Source organism: Nostoc sp. KVJ3, assembly GCF_026127265.1.
Classification (GTDB): Bacteria; Cyanobacteriota; Cyanobacteriia; order Cyanobacteriales; family Nostocaceae; genus Nostoc.
The window spans coordinates 259,071-277,093 of sequence record NZ_WWFG01000005.1 but is presented as its reverse complement, the minus strand read 5'-3'; the positions used below and the strand labels follow the sequence as shown (position 1 = coordinate 277,093).

The following is an 18,023-nucleotide window of genomic DNA, read 5'->3' as shown; positions in this document are numbered from 1 at the left end:
AGTAACACAGTGGAACAATCATAATACGATTAAAAGCGCTGTTTAGCTATTTAACTTTCTTGGAAGTCTGCTAGCAGAGCTAATACCGTATAAAATACCGTCTGCCATGAAATCAGTAAATTATCCACTTGGATGATTTTATCGAGTGTAATTTCGTGCCAAGGTGAATATTGGAGTCTCACGCTTGCTAGATAAGCTATCTAATAGATGATTGGTAATGGATTTAACCACTAGAGTCTTAGAAGGTTCTGGTTTGAGCATACCTATCTTTGATGGGTCGTATAACAATGGCAAGGGGAGATATTTATCTGAACCAGAAATCATTAAAAATTCTCTGCTCGAACAGATGTTTGAAGCAGAAGATTTACAATCTCTACTACTGGTTAAAATTGACAGTAAAAATCCAGATGCTAACCATTTAAGACATAGAACCTTTCAGGATGGAATCCGACGCAAGTTAGCTTTCAGTTCTGGCAATAGTTATTACTTTGCTGATGGTTCACTGCATAAAAAAATTAGACGCTTATTCGCTACAGAACCTGATACTGCTTGTCGCTATGGTTCTTTACTAGTTAGTAATTGCTACAAAGGCTCAGAAACTTTTACAGGGCTGCGAGTTAAAATTGTGGACTTTGAAGACCCACAGTATGCTCATTATAAAACAGGAGACTGTCACGGCAAGATTTCGCCCCAACTTGCCAAACAATTGGGAGGAGAAGGCAATTGTCCATTCCAATTTCGGTTTGCCTGGAGGAGTAATTGGGCTGAACCAGATAATTCCGAGTGCCCAAAAACCAGTTTCTTATCCAAAGGTACTTTCCTACCCGATGCGACTTTGACTGATGCCAAAGGATACGACATTATTATGGATCGTTCCTCAATTAAAGGCATTAAAAAGTCAGAACTCAAAAACTTAATACCCTGCGGTGACTATGAGTTTCCTCAAGCGGTAATCGGTAATCGAGGTAACGCCAAAGCTACCAGCTATGATAATAGTTGGCAGTTTACCATTTGGTACTCAGAAGAAGCAATCAAAGAAGATTTGAGCAAACCGACTGAAGAAAAAGCTAGAGAACTTGCCGAGTTGCAGCGTAATCCCTTGGTGTTGGCAAAATACATTATCCAACAATATGATAAACAACAGCGATCGCAGCAAGAGCAATCAGAAGAAACTTTTAACGAAATTGAGGGTAATGCTAACAATCAAGCACAGGAATCTCGCTGGATTTCCCTACTCCGCAGCGATAAATATGGTCAATTGATTGAAACCCCCAAATTTCGCAAGTTTGCTACCGATTACATAGCCAATCAATGGCGTGACTTAGCGATTAAGGGAGGATACAACCATAATTCGGGTATGGCAATGCCATGCGATCGCCTAACTCGTGGCACAATCTGTGTACCCCATCTACCGGAAGGAGATGTCATTCTCACCCGTTACCCCATCGTCAACTCAGACAACATCCGCCTCTACCAAAACATCCACGACCCAGAATTGAAGAAAACTCGCAATGTAGTTTGGATTCACCCCAAGGATGCCGAGGAATACCACCAAGCCGATTTTGACGGCGACCAATTAATGGTCAGCCCTGCTAGTAAACTGCCTAATATTGCTCAAGAAACTCTCCGCGCAGGTGAACCGGGGCGATTTGAGCCAGTTAAACAACGCCCTAAGCTGGCGTATACGGAAATCACAGATGAAGAAGGCAACTTAAAATACAAAAATTTAGCAGAGATTGCTGCTGCCAGCAGTCAAAATAAAGTAGGGCTAGTAGCAACAAATATTGGGCGTGTACAGTCATCAATACCCCAAGACGGGGAGAATGTAGAGCGATTTGGCAGACGACAAAGGAAGCTACTAAACCGTCTATTTCAGGCACTTCAGGTTGAGGTAGATTCGCCAAAAAGTGCAGAAAGATTGGAAGATATCAAGGAAATAGGTGGGGAAAATTTACTCGCCGATGCCAAAAAATGGTCAGAGTCTCACCCCAGTTACTTCTTTGACTTTAAGAAAGATGAACGGCTTTATCGCTCCTTTGCCATGCCTGCGGATGCTCCTGGCTCAATTAACGTCATTGCAAGAGTTGTAGTCAATCCTGTGTGGGAACCAACACGCATTCGCAGCAGAGATAGGCATGAGTTTCGCTACCTGTTTCCCAAAGAGACGCTATCTGTAGATGCGTTGGAATGGGCAGAAGAACTGAAAACAAGGTTTCAGCAAGCTAGAGACGAAATTAAGGAACGGGTGGGAGATGACAGGGAAGCCTTTAATGAGGAACTAGGAAAGCTCTACGAAAGCTACCGGGCGGAAATTGATGAATTATTCACCAGTCCAGAAGAGAGGTTTGTAAATCCTGCGGACAGGCTCAGTCAATGCGTAGCGTCTCGCAGAGAAGGGGCGGCGGCATTGTGGCACACACAACACACCCGTCCAGAATTAGATCGGCATCGCAAAGACTGTTTAAAGCTGGCAGAACAGATGGAAATTACGTTTTCGTTGGAGCATGATTATGAACTGCCAAGCGTTGCATTACCACAGGATATTTATGTTTTGAGTGTTCCTTTTGGTGCAGGTGCTATTAAATGGAAAGAATCTTTAGAACAAAAGGGAATTAAATTTGATGCCACGATTCATCCTCAATTACCTCTGATTGAATTTGCTTTGAAAGACTTGTCCCCCAAAATAGTTGATAAATTAGCTGCTAAATTTGGCGAAAACATTAACGATTTAGATGAACTTAATATCACCTTGGATTTGAGAATTATCCCGCCAGCAGATCATAGTTGGGCAACATCACGTCAGGATTCAGGTGTTGGTGCTTTGGCATATAACCTGTTTACAGAGGAAGTATGTCAGCAGCTTCAGGATTTTCAGTTTGATGAAATTAAAGTGTTGGGTATCAAATACAATGACTTCGCCAATGAAAACTTTGCTAGTAAGCAATGGAAAAAGCGCAGCGTTACTTTGGAAGTAGGAGTTTTTGAGTTACCCGAATCACACCCAGAGTTTTATCGTTACAACGGTACACCGATATTACAGATTGATGGCAAGAATTTAGGCACTTTTGCTCCTGACAGTCCGAAACTGCCAATTGGTGCTACATTTGCCGCTACTTTGCAACCAGATGGCTCTAGTATTATTCTCAAAGTTAATCCTGAGTCAATCAATCTGCCAGAAGTTCCATTACCGGAATCAGAACCAACGTTAGATACTGCTGGGCAATTCCGAGCCATTCACCGTGAACTCTGGCGTAAAGAAATGTTTGATAATTTGGTAGGAGCGATCGCTACTACCTACGAACAGCGACAAGCCAATCAATCTGCAAGTAATGAAATTGAGCAGTTTAAAATTGGTAGCCATTGGACTGCTTATGTGCAACCCAGTGGTGATTTTATTGTTCGGAATGAAGGTAAGCGGACGATTTGTCGAGGTAATCTACAGACGGGTGAGGAAATATTTCCACTTTCAGAAGAACGTGCGAGTGAGCTAGAAGCGATGATTTTAGAGAAGGAACGATTAGCTCACAGAAAACATGAGTTATCACATAATGGATACCATGTTAGCAGTCAGAATATTGAGTTGAACTAAAGTGGCAAAGGAGATTATTTAAATGCGTAAAATAGTATAGGCGCTTTTATCAAATTACGATTACCTTTGAAACCGCGATAATAATTCCTCACGGTCAGCCTGTAAAAGTAAGCCAAGATATTCTTCCGTAGATAACTGCATTAATTGAGGAATAATCGCCTCTAACTCAGCATCTAAATTACCAAATCGTAACTTCAAAAGCCCGGAAATGACTTTTCTTCGTTCGGCTTCTGCACCTTCCTCTTGCCAACTGGTCACAAATTCCATTTACGATTACCCTTGAAACCGCGATAATAACTCCTCACGGTCAGCTTGCAAGAGTGAATCCATATATTCGTCGGGGGACAATTGTAACAAAGCGGGAATAATGCCTTCTAAAGAAGCATCAATGTCCCCAAAGCGCAGCTTTAAAATCTTAGTAATAGTTGCCCGTCGTTCCACCTGTATTGCTTTCCGTTCCCAACTGGTGACAATTTCCATATATACCTCCTGCTCAGTTAATCCCATTGTATCGACCACAGCTTGAAAGACTTCTTCTTCTGCTGCATTCAGTTCCAAGTACACATCTACAAATCCAGAAATTAATTGCATCCGCGCTGGGTCTAACCTTAAAGTTGTCAGCAACCGCAAACATTCCGCCTTCACCTGCGGACGTTCTGACACCGCAATATTCATCTTAGCCATCAACGCCGCCGCCACTGGATTGTGCTGCGTTAAAAAATCCCGCCAACTTAGGCGATTTAATTGAATTGCTGCAAACTGAAATTCCAGCACCTTTAAATCGGGAAACGTGACACGATAATTTTGAGGTTCGGCACGTTTTGGTTCGTCGAAGGAGAAAATCACAACTGGATAAATTGGTAAATCATATTTTTCATGCAAGCGTGCAAAATACTTAAACATCCGCTTGGCAAATTCTGATTCAGTGTAAGACTGATTTTCAACATGAATTAGAAAGTAAATCTCCTGCTGCTGATAACGCACCTGTGCCAGCAAATCAATTTCTTTCTTTTCCCCAGATGTGACATCAGTAAATACATCTTGGGGTAAAAACTGGATGGAATCGCGGTCTATTTGGCTGGCTACTTGAGGCAGGAATAAATCGAGAAACTCAACAAAGAATGTAGATATTAATTCTTTGAAAAGCCTGTCATGGTCAATCATTCTAGCAACTCCTCCAACACATCCAAATTTCCGCATTCGGCACAAAAATATCTTCTGGGGACGCTTTGTATCCTGATGTATATTTTAGCATTTTTCACACTTTAACAATAGTATTTTTAGTACTTTTACTGTTAATTACCTACAGAAGATTAATACAATTCTGCGAAGCGCGCAGTTCTGATAAATGTTTCCAATAATATGGATCACTGCTGGTAACTTTTTTTTCATATTCCTCGTTTATTCTCAGTCATATGATAAAATTAGCTTGAGGATATTTGTTCATAAAACTGCTAACTGTCAATATTAGCCAACTGGACAACTTATAAATCGCCATTTGGTCTAGCTGCTTCCAGGTAAAGTCTTGCTAGGTTAACTACTAAGGCAATCAGCTTTGAGTACCTATGGCTACCAAAACACTGACCAAACCTAAGCAAAGACAAAATTCTCAAAATCGCTCATGGGAAAACCTGACAGATCGCCGTAAACTCCGCCATATTGAAAACACATTGGATAAAGCGATCGCATCCTCAATTCAGGATGATTCTATCCAGTCCCACGAAGACTTTAAAGCCTATGTAGAAAATTACAGCCAGGAATCGGGTAAAGCCCCGATCACAGTAGAACTCTGTGTAGGAGGTGGGGATGATGACGAGATTAGAGGCTATCGCTTCTACCTCACCAACGATCCGAACCACAGAACCAGTGGCAAGTACCTGATTAAAAACCTCGAAGGAATTACCAGCAAAGATGAAAACTACTTCACCCCTTCTAACATTGCTGAAATTTGTGGTTTTGCTGAAACAGAACTAGACGATCTCGATGATGAATTAGAAGATGACCTGCTCGATTTAGATGAAGAAAATGAAGAAATAGATGATACAAACGACGAACTAGACGACCTATTAAATGACGATTTCAACACTAAACTTGATGACCTAGATGACTTAGGTGAAGAAGACGAGCCATCTGTTAATCGTGTTAGCGCAGCCCAAACTAAAACTCAAGCCAAAACTTCAACTAAAACACAACCTAAAACTCAGGACAGAGCTAAGACCAATAAAACTGCTGCCAAAAACTCTAAATCCAGAGAGCCTCTAGACGAAGCTTCGCGTTTAAGTGCCACAGCTGCCACCAATGGACGAGAAGTGAATGGGGTGAATTTGGCAGGCTTAACAGGTCAACTGGCATCTCTGGGAATTGCGGTAGGACAAGGTGTTTTGGAACAGCTAGCAGCCGAGGCTGATGAAAAGCGGCTTGAACGAATTCTCAAAGAACTGCAACAGCAGAATGACCGCGTAGATAACATAGCCAGTCGCTTGCAAGAAGCAAAGCCGGACTCACCAGAGTCTCAAAAGTCTCAAGATTTCCAAACTGTATCTGAAGAATCAGCCGCAGACAATCCACTGGCTGTAGCTGCTACCAAAATTGGCTCGAAAGTAGACAATCTTGGTTCGCAAATAGACCCCAAATACCAATCTCAACCATTTGAATTAAATAAGGATGCCAGCGTCAGCGAACAGCTTGACCAAATTGAAGCCTACCTGAAAGTTCTTTCCAAGCGACTTGACCGTTTAGAAATGGTAATTAGCCGATTGGAAAAACAGATGGCAGCACCACAGAATAATTCTACTGTTGTCGAGTCAGAAACTGATGCAGATATTGTCCAACCTAACTCTGCTAACCAGCCACCAGCAGACGTTGACATTTTAGAACATCTAACGAAACGCCAAGCACAGCAACAACAAGCTGCCTGTGCCGATGCTTTAGTGGGGTTTGCCAAAGTAGCTGGTGAATTATTTGAGCAATCTCCCCAAGCAGGTATCGCCATTTCCAGTAACAAAACTTTATGGGTAGAAGTACAGGACAAGCAGGTAGCCATCGCTTTAGAAAATACCCAAGGTGAAACACTCTTTGCTGGTACTCGCACTCAGGGACAGTGGGCGATCGCACAAGACAATCTCACCCCTGATGAAAAGACTGGCATCTGCAAACTGCCACAGTCGAAAGAAGAATACGCCCTTAAAGCCAGTACCCAAGCATTAATTCAAAAATTTCAAGAACAACTACCTAACCGATTTAACAGCAACGATGAACCGACATTCACCTGGACTGAAAAGGGCAAAGTCAAGTACGAGTTTGAAGTAGTAAAACTGCCCAATGGTACACGGCTACTTCAAGGATTTAACCCTAATCGTAACGATGAACAAGTGCTTGATGCCGTTTTAGTACCAGGGCAGCCCCCGGAGATTTTGCAGTGCAGCATCCCCCTGCGTGAGATAGAAGCGCTACTGGACAATCAGCAATCAACTCCCTCTACCCAAGCCCAGACTGATAAAGATACTGCAAGGCAACGCCAGAAACAAACTCAAAGAAAAGCTAGCAAACCAGAAATGCAAGTTTAATTCTACAAACGAGAAGAGAAAAATGAACAACACAAAATCTCACATTTCTCAGTTAAAACTGCTGTCATCTCGGAAATTTTCAACCAACTTGAGAAATCTGAAAATCAACCGCACAGACTTACTTTTCATTTTACTATGTCTTGCGATTGGAATTTATTTGTTAGCAACCAAACCCATATTCGTCACTATTTTGGGATGTGCCACCATTGTTTTCTTGAGTATTGGGTATGTAATTCGGACAGTACCAATTTTAGAAAAGTATTTAGGTAGAAAAATTCGCTTTTGGCATATTGTTGCCGCCATTATCACTGTTACTGCTTTACTCGATACTTTTACAACTCCAGCCCAAGCTATTTTCTTAAGCGGGTTGGAAAGTTTCTTCAACAATCTAGCCCAACAAAGTTCCCAAGCAGGAGGCGGTTCTACTGGCACTTTGGATGCCAACGTTGTTGGTTTGACATTCAACCTCATCCGAGGTGCATTCTTGCTGCTGGTTGCTGCTGCTTCTCTATTTGCCTATAACCAAGCACAGCAAGGTAACGACTGGCGACCAATTGTTACTCAAGTTGGTTTAGCATTCTCCATCGTTATTGCCATTGATGTCATCACTTTTATATTTGTCGGTAATGGCGCAGGAACAACATCAGCCATCAGGTAAACCCAACTTGAATTTTATACCCATTAAATAAGAATTCAGAAGTCAGAAAACATTCGTCAGAATGCAGCACCAAAGAATTACAAAAATATGGCACAAGACAATCGAGAATTCATCAAAGTCAATCGGATTCTAGGCAAGCAAGCCAGCATTGGGCCAATTCCGGCTGAACAGCTACTTCCTTGGATTGCCATCATTGTAGTTTGCTATGTTCTCACCAATGGTTTACTCAGTTTGGGTATGGGTTGGTTCTTTGCCACCTCATTCTGGCTAATTATCAGTTGGTGGATTCTCACAGGCAAACAGCCCCATCAGTTTTTAGATCGATGGCGTAATCCACCGGGAACAGAGTGGTGCAACAGTAACAGCATTTACATCTCACCGATTCCCGAATATCGACCCTGGTGGGTGCGTCGGCGTTACGCAGACTCGCAAGTGCAAATCCGATTCAAGCCGCTGATTGTACCGAATCAATATGGAGGCAAAAGTAAGCTCATGCCCTTCCAAAATGAGGTAAACATCTGCTGTATTGCAGAAATTAAGAAAGATGATCGTGAAGTGGCTGCCCTGTTATTGGATAAAGGCAACTCTCAGTATCAACTCGTGTTTGGGTTTCGCATCGCTGGACTGCATGACATACTCCATGAAAATGAGGTCAGCGAATTTGCCCACTCTATCGAAGAGGGTTTGAAAGAACTACCCCCCGGTGAAAAAATTACCTTTTGTACAGGCTGTTATAGTGATGATACTGAGTCATATCCCCTACAGACAGGCTCTACCAAGGAAGTACCCCATAAACGCCAAACCCCGCTTACTGCCTTAGCAGACGATTGCCACTTGAAACCAGTTTCTGTGCTGCTTCGCAACGAGCAATTGCGGGTGGAGCAACTCAAGGAAGCAGGTTCTCGCCAAATTTGGAATCAAATTGCCTTCTGTACTTGGACGAGCGATGATGAAGCTGGTTCACAGCAAAAGGATTTTGTAGGTGGACTGATTGAAAAATTCAGAAAATTTGGCTCTTGGGCAGTTGAACTGATTACAGGGAACAAACGTATTTACCAAGAAGAGTTTTTCAAAAAGCTCTTACTGCAAGGGTTTCAGCAAGGATTTATCCAGTGGGAATTGTTACTCAATACCAAAATTGGCTTAGAAGTAACACCTTGCAATGCTACAGATTTGTGGCAGTGGCTTTGGAATCGATTTAATGAGGGTGCAGCACCTCCTATTCCCCAAGTCATTACACTGAAGGAGACTGAGACGGGACTGGAGTTAACAGAAACCCTAACCACCGACAAGCACATTTGTACATTACTGATTGAAGGACAACAGGGACGTTCCGCTTGTCCCGAACATCGGGGAGATAATGACCGAGTTTACTTGACAGGTAAAAGCAAGGTTTGTGGAGTCATGGTTGTAACAGATCCCCCGTCGGTTGGTCTAATGCCCAAGAGCAGCTAAAGTGGGTTTGGAAAATTCTTGCTTCCAGCTACGTCCACGATACAGAAGCTTGGATTGAAATCAGCCGCAGCAATGACTTCTTAATCCAAGACAACCTGGCGCGTCAGGCAAAACAATCCAAAACAGCCCGCACTTTAGCCATAACCAAAGGACAAGGACGGGACGTTGGAGCGGAAATCAAACAGGAGGAATCCTTTGAAGCCCAACGACGACTCTATGAAGGGACGAAAGCGTTGCACTGTGCGCCTGTATTTCTAGTTTATCGTCACAGTGCCCAAGAGTTAACCCATGCTTGCAACTTATTGGCTAACAGTTTTGAGACTGCCAAAGTAATTCGAGAGCGTAATATTGCTTGGGAAATTTGGCTGCAAACCCTGCCGATTACCTGCAAATGGTTGCTGCACGGAGGCAATCTCAGCGAACGCAGAATAACTTTAGATACCCATACTGTAGCTGGGATTATGCCCCTAACTGTCCCCAAGGACATCGATAAACAAGGTGTAGAATTCCTTACCAGTCGTGGTGGCAAGCCTATTTATGTTGACTTATTTCACCAGCAGATTGGACGCGCTCTAATTACAGGTACTTCCGGCTCAGGAAAGAGCGTTTTGGGATGGCGCTTTGCTCTAGAGGCATTAGCGAACAATATTCCCGTTGTTGGTATGGATATCTCTGCCAGTGGTAACAGCACTTTCAAGACGGCAATTGAGCTTTTGGGCGAGCAAGGAGCATATTACGATATTTCCAGTGGCAGCAGTAACCTACTGGAACCGCCAGATTTGCGACGCTTCTACAAGTCAGAACGGGAACGACGCATGGAATCTTGGAAAGACTTTATTCGCAAAGCATTAACTGCGATCGCAATGGGTAAAGTCAAAAATCCTCATCTAGCTCAACGGGTTGATGCCTTGCTAGTCAAAGCTTTGGACGTATTTTTAAAAGACCCAGAAATTATTACTCGCTACAACCGAGCATTTGAGATGGGTTGGCTTTCACCAGAATGGCAGCAGATACCCACGCTACCAGATTTCGTCAAGTTCTGCACTAGAGAGCGCCTTAATCTTAGATCCTTTGAAGAGATTGACCGACAGGCACTTAACCAAATCCAAAATCAGGTTAGCGCTTTACTGGCATCTAGGTTGGGGAAAGCGATCGCTCGTCCCAGCACTTTTTCCCCATTACCGGCGATTAAATTCTTTGCTCTCAGTGGATTGAGTAACGAACAGGATGCTTACTTGATGGCAATTAACGCCCATAGTGCCTGTATCCGTAATGCCCTATCCCATCCTAAGAGTTTGTTTATTGGCGATGAGCTTTCCGTATTGTTACGTAAAGATGGCTTTGCCCAGATTATAGGCGAAACCTGTGCCACGGGAAGGAAAGAAGGCATTGCTGTTCTGCTGATGTCCCAAGATCCGGATACCATTTGCGAGTGTTCAACAGGCGCTCAAATTATGCAGAACATGACCTACCGGATTACCGGACGTATTACCAGTAGCGGTATTGCTTCTTTCCAACAGTATCTGGGCTATCCCGTCAATATTATCAGTCAAAATGCGACTGAAGCATTCTTGCCCCGTACCAGCGACCTTTATTCCTGCTGGCTAGTAGAAACAGGTGGTAGATTCTGGCGTACCCGCTTTTACCCTGGCGAAATGATGCTGGCCAGTGTTGCCAATAACCAAGATGAACGGGAAGCACGAGAACGGGTGATGGCTCAGTATCCAGATACCGCTAAAGGCAACTTGTTAGGACTGAGAGCGTTTACCGATGCTTACATTCCGGCTTTGAAGGAAAACAGAGGGTTTAAGCATATTGGTCAACAGATACATCAAACCGCAGCATTGCGCGATTGGCTACGCCCAGCCGTAAGTCCTGCGGACATCCACCAAAGCGGAGCATCTCTGCAAGGAGAAAGCGATCGCCCAGAGAATAACGATGACCAACAGGCTCAAGAACGCCTGATTGCAAGTTGATATATCTAAAAACTGCATTAAGGAAGGTGAATCATGAAATCTAAACTTACCTCTATCAGATTGATAGCACCGATTCTAATTTTGTCACTTGGTTTTATCGCCAGTCCAGCCCTTGCTCGCACTCAAGACAACGGTCGAGATCCAGTAGCTGCTGCTGTTAGTAACAAAACTACTGGTAGTAGTATTTTCACCGCAGACACAGCATCTCAAATCAATGATTTTGTGGGAGATGTCAAAAATTTCGCTCAAAATGACCTATTTAATCCTCTTGGCAATCTGCTCAATTCTGCCTTGGGTGCAATTCAAATTCCAGATTTAAACAAAGTTTTGGCAGGAATCATGAACGGTTCAGCCAACAACGACCCTGGTGCCGTGCTGTCTGAAACTTTGGAGAACAAAACCAATGGTCAAAGCTCTTATGGTATCCGTGAAGACCTTGGTAAATATGCCACTAGAACAGTTGCCACAGAGATCGCTAATCAGGCTACTTTGAGCCAAACAGCCCAAAGTCAGATGGCTCAAATTAAGCAAGCTACTCAACAAGATACTCAACAAAACGTCAGCTTGGGTGAGGAATCCCAAAGTTTAGATGTCACCCAACAGATTTTGCAAAACCTATCCCAACAGACTGCCCTTAGCAGTCGCGTCAACGAGCGGATGCTTATTGAAGCCCAGCAAGCACGCATTGACAGGGCATTGAGTAACACCTTAACCGCTCAAACAGCCAAGGAACTTTCAGCCATCAATACTGCCGATCGCCGTAAGAGTGTTGCCGCAGGCAATGCTGCCACTCAACAGGCGGGGTTATTGATCATGCCTGGTGGCATTACCCTTGGTTCTGACAAGTAGTAGCTTTGATTTCGACACTCATGATCCACATTATTGCTCAATCATTTCCAGTAACAGGCGGAGAATCCGATGCCCTAGAAATTATCTCCAGTTCTTTAGAACTTTCTCGCGCCACAGTTGAGTCGTGGAATACCGTCTGGCTAGTTACTTTAGATCCGCTCGGTTCAGCATTATGGATTGGCTTGATTAAATTGGGCATCACTTTGGGAGCTGCCAGTATCTTATTTGTAGCGCTGACCACTGGTAAAGAAATCATTGAAAAGCAATCATGGTCAGAACTGGCATCAATCTTTGTTTGGCCCTTCGTGATTATGATTTTCTTGGGGGCCAACGGCAATATGCTGGCAAAGACAATTACTGTTATTCGAGGCTTCGCTTACAACCAAGTGCAAAGCGTTCTTCAGCTTCAAGTTGGTGAACTAACATTTCGAGATGCTATTACCAATGTGGCAATTAGCAGTATCGCTAGACAACAGTTAGAAAACCTCTATAGCGAATGTCAAGGAAAAGTCGGTACGGAGTTAGTTGAGTGCTGGAACTCAAAGCAAGCCCAGGCACAGGCAATTGTTACCAAAGCTGAAGAGCAAGCTAAATCTCCACTCCAACCACTACGAGATTTTGGTAGTTTTCTCTGGAATAGAACTTTACCTGGTCAAATTGGTACTGCTGTTCAGTTTGCCAATGATCCAGGTAGTGTGTTTCGAGATACTGCCATCCCCATCATTCGCTTTATCCTGTATGCCCTGCAATGGGGCTTTGTAAATATTTTGGAAGCTGCTCTGTTGCTAACAGCACTATTTGCACCGATCGCAGTTGGTTTATCTTTACTGCCATTACAAGGTCGTCCTATTTGGGCGTGGCTGACAGGGTTTATTTCCTTGTTTGGCGTTCAACTTGGTTACAACATTTTAGTAGGTTTAGCAGCCGTCGTCCTGGTGAAGTCTGGTGCTGAATTAGCATCTGATGTAGCATTTTTATGTTTCCTGAGCATCTTTGCACCAGTTTTGGCGGTATTGATAGCTGGAGGTGGGGGAATGGCAATCTATAACGGCATTTCTGCCAATGTCAAAGGCTTAATCGATATTTTTAGCAGTGCCATTGGAACTGCAACCAGTATTGCTCTACTCCGTAGGGGGTAATACCAATTTTGGATTTTGCGGAAAGTCCCCAGTCCCTAGTCCCTAGTAGTCTGCCAAGGTAACTTTGCTAAGTAAAACCTCTAATTGGTAAAATAACCAAAAACGGGGTGTGGTATGGCCAAAAAGTACATTGTTGACTTGAATGAAGATGAAGTTTCTCAGCTACAGGCAATAATTAAAAAAGGTAAGCACAAAGCAAGAACTATAACCCGTGCAAACATTCTTCTGATGGCAACTGATAGAGAAAGGGATCAAGCGATCGCTAGCATAGTTAGAGCGCATGTTGCAACAGTGCAACGAATACGAGAAAAATTTGTCATTGGTGGGTTAGATTTTGCTTTAAAGGATGAAGTTCATCCACCAAAACCTAAAAAATTAGATGAAAAGCAAGAAGCATTTTTGATTGCAACGGCTTGTTCTAAGCCGCCAGAAGGGAGAGTGCGTTGGACAATGCAATTATTAGCGGATCACTTAGTAAACCTTGGGATAATAGATTCAATTTCCGACGAAACAATACGTCAAACTCTAAAAAAAACGAAATTAAACCGTGGTTAAAAGAACAGTGGTGTATTCCCGAAGTTAACGCAGAGTATGTATTCAGAATGGAGGATGTGTTGGATTTATATAATGAGCCTTATGATCCTAAACGCCCTGTAGTCTGCTTTGATGAACGTCCCTACCAATTAGTAGAAGAAGTAAGACTTCCTTTACCACCAGAGCCGGAGCAGCCTGAACGTTATGATTTCGAGTATAAGCGTAACGGGACAGTCAATGGGAGCATCCCACTTTTTTGCATGTCATTGCGAGCGAAACGAAGTGAAGCGAAGCAACCGCAAAATCCTCATTCCTAAGAGCGAGTCCATGCAAACAGCGTGTCTGCGACACGCTGTTTGCGTTCGTCTTTCCTCCTCTCTACGAGACGCTACGCGATCGCAATGACAGTTATTCTCTCGCTGTAGAATAAAAACTGGGATGCACCCCAGTCAATTTATTTGCATGTTTTCAACCCTTGGCTGGATGGCGGCATATCGAAGTTACAGAACGTCGAACTAAAGCCGATTTTGCTCTTCAAATGAAAAAGTTAGTAGATATTGATTATCAAGATGCTGATATTATTCGTTTAGTAGTTGATAACCTAAATATTCATACTCCCAGCGCGTTATATGAAGTTTTTCCACCAGAAGAAGCACGTCGAATTATTCAAAAATTAGAGTTTCACTATACTCCTAAACACGCTTCTTGGTTAAATCAAGTAGAAATTGAATTATCTGTTTTATCTCGCCAATGTTTAGAACGGCGTATTCCTAATGCAGAAACATTAACTTCTGAGATTGCTGCTTGGGAGAAACAACGTAATCAACAAAAAGCCAGTGTCTATTGGGGTTTCCAAACCAAAGATGCTCGTCGAAAAATGCAACGTTTATACCCGGATTTAACTTAGCAAAGTTGGCTTGGTAGACTACTAGTCCCTAGTTCCTATTTTAAAGACAGGCATCAGAACTTTCCAAGACGAATTAAAAACCTTTAACACAAGGCTGTTCCAGGATTCTCAAACAATACTACCTATGCCAATTTGGTATGACTCTGCAAATTAAACGACTTCAAGCTCCATTGCTTCCAGAAGCCAAAAACCTCCTAGCTGTTTGCTTTATCTGCCTAACTGCATTTAACGGTCTGATATTTTTGTTGACTCTATTCACCGCTTTCAGGGTCAATAAAATTGCCGATCGCAAGACGACCTTTGCCCAGTTGGTAAATGGCGAGACAATCTACATTTCTGAGCAAGACCGCAACTGGCGCTATCCAGCTGTAATTCAAAAGGTAGTTAGTGACTGGACAACCCTGACATTTAACTGGGATGACAAACTCACTGGCACTAATCAACCAGACCAAGGCATTCAAGTTGGTAGAAATGGGCGCATTCCCACAAATACTTGGTTTGCTTCCCTGCTGCTAGAACCTGAATTTGCCAAAGCTTCTCTACCAAAGATTGCCGAATTAGTTCCTACTAGCTTCTTTTCAGGTCAGCTGCGTAGCACCACTATTATTTCCTATCTGTCAGAACCAAGAGCAGTACGACCTGGGGAATGGGAAATAGACATGATTGCTACCCGTATCTTAGTTGACCGCACTACTGGTAGAGATGAACGTATTCCTTTTAACCGCACATTTACCGTCCAAGCAGTGGAGATTCCCCGATCTCCTTTAGGTAAAGATGCCCCCCTGGTAGAACAGAAAATTTATGAAGTGCGATCGTCTGGACTGCAAATTACCAAGATGGTTGAGTTCAATTCTCAGCAACGACGCTAAAGGAAAAAGGTAGAATTATGAGCAATTCAAACCAAAACCATGAATTTGACTACCTAAATGAAAACTCTGGTGATTCTTCGCCGGAATTCAACAGTACTAACGGCAATCATCGCTCTAACCAAGCCACTTTGGTGGCTGATGATGATATCAGCCCTGAAGAGGAGCAGTTGTTGGCAGGTTATAACCCTACCGCAAATCACCTCATTTCTGAAGAATATCGCTTGAAACAAGATGCAGAAGGAGCAGTAGAGCGACCGTTAGCAGAAAAACCTAGTGTTCGACTAGGTTCAGTAGTTGCCTTAGTGGGAATGGTTATTGGCTCTGTAGCACTGATCTGGTTTGGATTTCTCCAACCGAAACCTCCTGTCAAACAAGTAGTTCAAACCCCTACTACATCTCCAAAAGGCGAACCAGTTTTAGATGAATCTGCCGAACTTAAAAGCAGATTAGCGTTTCAAGACCAACGGCAACAACTTAAAGTGGAACCTGTTGCTGCTAAATCCCCAAATCCAACCCTACAAAATAAATCTAAACCAAAGCCATCTCAACCTCCTCAGACTTTTTCACCGCGCACAACTCCTACATCACGCATAACACCAATAACTCCTGTAAGAATTTCTCAACCTGCGCCCCAGTAGTGCGGTATATTTCTCCAAATCCTGTCAGTTATCAAGCTTCAACACCAATACGACAGCCTGAAAGTAATGTCGATCCTTTCCAGCAGTGGAGCCAACTAGCTAGCTTGGGACAGTCGCAAATCGGTAACTCTAAAGTAGCTGAAACTCAGTCAGAAGTTGCTGTGAACACTCAAACTCCAACAGACTTGAAACCAACAGCTAGGGCATCCATTTCCACTCCCGAAGACCCTGGTATTCAAACAGTTTTAATTGGCTCCAAAAGCACTGATAGTAAAACTGATAACTTGACTCCAGGAATGGTAGGTATCCTCAACCGCACCCCTGTAGCTCCAGCCAATCTCAATGCAGATGAAACTAAAGAGGTAGCACTAGGTACATCTGCCCCAGGTAGAATTATCATGCCGATGATTTGGGATCAGGGAGGGAATAATAAGAGCGATCGCTTTGCTATCGAGTTAACCAAACCTCTCACAGCTACAGATGGCACGGTGGCACTCCCGGCTGGTACTGTTTTAGTAACGAAAACAGTGGCAGTAGGTAAAAAGAATAACTTAGTATCTGCAAGTGCGATCGCGCTTATTTACCCTGACTCCCAAGGCACAGTCAAACAGGAAACTATTCCGGCTGAAACTCTGTTAATTCGCGGTCGAGGACAGCAACCGTTAATTGCTAAAAAGCTGAATGATGTGGGGACAGATATTGCCCAACAAGATTTATTAGTTGGATTACTCACTAGTTTGGGTAAAGTGGGAAGCATAGTGAATCAGCCCCGCACTCAATCTAGCACTGTTGTTTCTAGTGGCACTTTTAACCAAAGTACTATTACTAGTAACTCTAATCCTCAGATTTGGGCGGCGGCGCTAGAAGGCTTTTTTAGTCCAGTCAGTGAACGTCTGTCTAGACGCTCTGACCAAGCAGTACAGGAATTACTACAACGTCCAAATATCCAGTTTTTACCTGAAGGTACAGAAGTCTCGGTTGTCGTCAATAGTTTTTTGAAAGTTGAACGATGAAACAATTTGCTACTCTTATCATCGGCACTAGCACATTACTGCTCAGTGTGACAGCACCTGTTGTACAGGCACAAGCACAAACTCCTACATATCGCTTGATTGAAAGGGATATGGCTGCAAGCAATAGGATTCAGGTTCAAATTACTCCAGGACGTGCTACACCTATTAGCTTCACTCAAACCGACGAGGCGATCGCCTATATTTTGGTAGCAGACCCTTCACGACTGGTCTACACCACAGATACAGATTTAAAAAGCGGACGCGCTACAACCATCTTTCTGAGGCCAATCCAACCGCTAAAGTTTCCAGGTGCTACCACCACTGCCATTACTAACTTACTTGTCCAAACTGTAGACAAAACGGGACAAAAACGACTCTACAACTTCGATATCGTTCCAGTGCGTAGAAACACTGGGTATGTTGGTATTCAGATTGCAAATGCGATTGCCTCCGGCACTGCACATAGACGTGGAGCGGCTTCTGAAAGTAGCGCAATCGCTGGTCAGCAGACACTATTAATAGATAAAAATCGCAGAGCGAGAGTAGATGATATTGAAACCGGGCTGAGAATTGCTATTAATCGGGGTTACACCAACAAAAGCGATCCAGTTGTTCCTAAAGTGCAGCAAATTTTATCTCTGTTGCGAAATAGCAGAATAACAATCCCAGAAGCAGCTACATCTGTTGGTGTTCCAGTTGAGGTTATTTCTGAATTAGGAAGAATCGCCTTAAATGACCGCCTACTCAGACTAGGACAGCAACGCTAGAGGTGATGCATTATGCACTGGTTAAAATACATTTCTTTTTACTAAATTCAGATAATTCAGAAT

The 18,023-nt window shown here is 43.3% G+C and carries 15 protein-coding genes and 1 pseudogene; 14 read left to right on the top strand and 2 right to left on the bottom strand.

The features are described 5' to 3' along the window. Positions 1–217: 217 nt before the first annotated feature. Positions 218–3,589 (top strand): hypothetical protein, encoded by a 3,372-nt coding sequence (locus GTQ43_RS35500; RefSeq protein ID WP_265277399.1) that lies wholly within the window; start codon positions 218–220, stop codon positions 3,587–3,589. A 60-nt stretch (positions 3,590–3,649) separates the two neighbouring features. Here GTQ43_RS35500 and GTQ43_RS35495 read toward each other — a convergent pair whose 3' ends face one another. After that, a complete protein-coding gene (locus GTQ43_RS35495) occupies positions 3,650–3,856 on the bottom strand; it encodes a hypothetical protein (RefSeq protein ID WP_265277398.1) in 207 nt (68 codons plus the stop codon). Between the two features lie 6 nt (positions 3,857–3,862). Then, positions 3,863–4,753, bottom strand: a complete 891-nt coding sequence (locus GTQ43_RS35490; protein ID WP_265277397.1) for an Rpn family recombination-promoting nuclease/putative transposase — start codon at positions 4,751–4,753, stop codon at positions 3,863–3,865. A gap of 401 nt (positions 4,754–5,154) precedes the next feature. On the opposite strand from GTQ43_RS35490, the gene GTQ43_RS35485 reads away from it, so the two are divergent. The 13 genes and pseudogenes from GTQ43_RS35485 (at position 5,155) to GTQ43_RS35430 (ending at position 17,960) form a co-directional block, all read left to right on the top strand. Further along, positions 5,155–7,155 (top strand): hypothetical protein, encoded by a 2,001-nt coding sequence (locus GTQ43_RS35485; RefSeq protein WP_265277396.1) that lies wholly within the window; start codon positions 5,155–5,157, stop codon positions 7,153–7,155. Positions 7,156–7,177: 22 nt separating this feature from the next. Then, positions 7,178–7,813 (top strand): hypothetical protein, encoded by a 636-nt coding sequence (locus GTQ43_RS35480; RefSeq protein WP_265277395.1) that lies wholly within the window; start codon positions 7,178–7,180, stop codon positions 7,811–7,813. An 87-nt stretch (positions 7,814–7,900) separates the two neighbouring features. Continuing rightward, entirely contained in the window at positions 7,901–9,268 is a 1,368-nt protein-coding gene (locus GTQ43_RS41575; RefSeq protein ID WP_321162546.1) for a hypothetical protein, read from the top strand. Further along, positions 9,208–11,244 carry a hypothetical protein gene (locus tag GTQ43_RS41570; protein ID WP_321162545.1) on the top strand — a complete coding sequence of 679 codons (2,037 nt, stop codon included), beginning with the start codon at positions 9,208–9,210 and terminating at the stop codon, positions 11,242–11,244. The genes GTQ43_RS41575 and GTQ43_RS41570 overlap by 61 nt, the downstream gene beginning before the upstream one ends. A gap of 33 nt (positions 11,245–11,277) precedes the next feature. Next, complete coding sequence (locus tag GTQ43_RS35470; RefSeq protein ID WP_265277394.1) at positions 11,278–12,093, top strand: hypothetical protein; 816 nt, start codon at positions 11,278–11,280, stop codon at positions 12,091–12,093. 20 nt (positions 12,094–12,113) lie between these two features. Continuing rightward, on the top strand, positions 12,114–13,232 hold the full coding sequence (locus GTQ43_RS35465) for a hypothetical protein (RefSeq protein ID WP_069069547.1): 1,119 nt from the start codon (positions 12,114–12,116) through the stop codon (positions 13,230–13,232). Positions 13,233–13,346: 114 nt separating this feature from the next. Then, positions 13,347–13,787 (top strand): helix-turn-helix domain-containing protein, encoded by a 441-nt coding sequence (locus GTQ43_RS35460; protein ID WP_265277393.1) that lies wholly within the window; start codon positions 13,347–13,349, stop codon positions 13,785–13,787. 47 nt (positions 13,788–13,834) lie between these two features. Next, on the top strand, positions 13,835–14,083 hold the full coding sequence (locus tag GTQ43_RS35455) for a hypothetical protein (protein WP_265277392.1): 249 nt from the start codon (positions 13,835–13,837) through the stop codon (positions 14,081–14,083). Between the two features lie 134 nt (positions 14,084–14,217). Continuing rightward, a pseudogene (locus tag GTQ43_RS35450) lies at positions 14,218–14,673 on the top strand (transposase); the annotation flags it as partial. A gap of 137 nt (positions 14,674–14,810) precedes the next feature. Beyond that, entirely contained in the window at positions 14,811–15,542 is a 732-nt protein-coding gene (locus GTQ43_RS35445; protein ID WP_223278179.1) for a hypothetical protein, read from the top strand. A 17-nt stretch (positions 15,543–15,559) separates the two neighbouring features. After that, on the top strand, positions 15,560–16,180 hold the full coding sequence (locus tag GTQ43_RS35440) for a hypothetical protein (protein WP_265277391.1): 621 nt from the start codon (positions 15,560–15,562) through the stop codon (positions 16,178–16,180). Next, on the top strand, positions 16,180–17,193 hold the full coding sequence (locus GTQ43_RS35435) for a TrbI/VirB10 family protein (protein WP_265277390.1): 1,014 nt from the start codon (positions 16,180–16,182) through the stop codon (positions 17,191–17,193). Before GTQ43_RS35440 ends, GTQ43_RS35435 begins: the two co-directional genes overlap by 1 nt. Beyond that, the gene (locus tag GTQ43_RS35430) at positions 17,190–17,960 is read left to right on the top strand and encodes a hypothetical protein (RefSeq protein ID WP_265277388.1); all 771 of its coding nucleotides are present in this window, start codon (positions 17,190–17,192) and stop codon (positions 17,958–17,960) included. The genes GTQ43_RS35435 and GTQ43_RS35430 overlap by 4 nt, the downstream gene beginning before the upstream one ends. Positions 17,961–18,023: the final 63 nt, after the last annotated feature.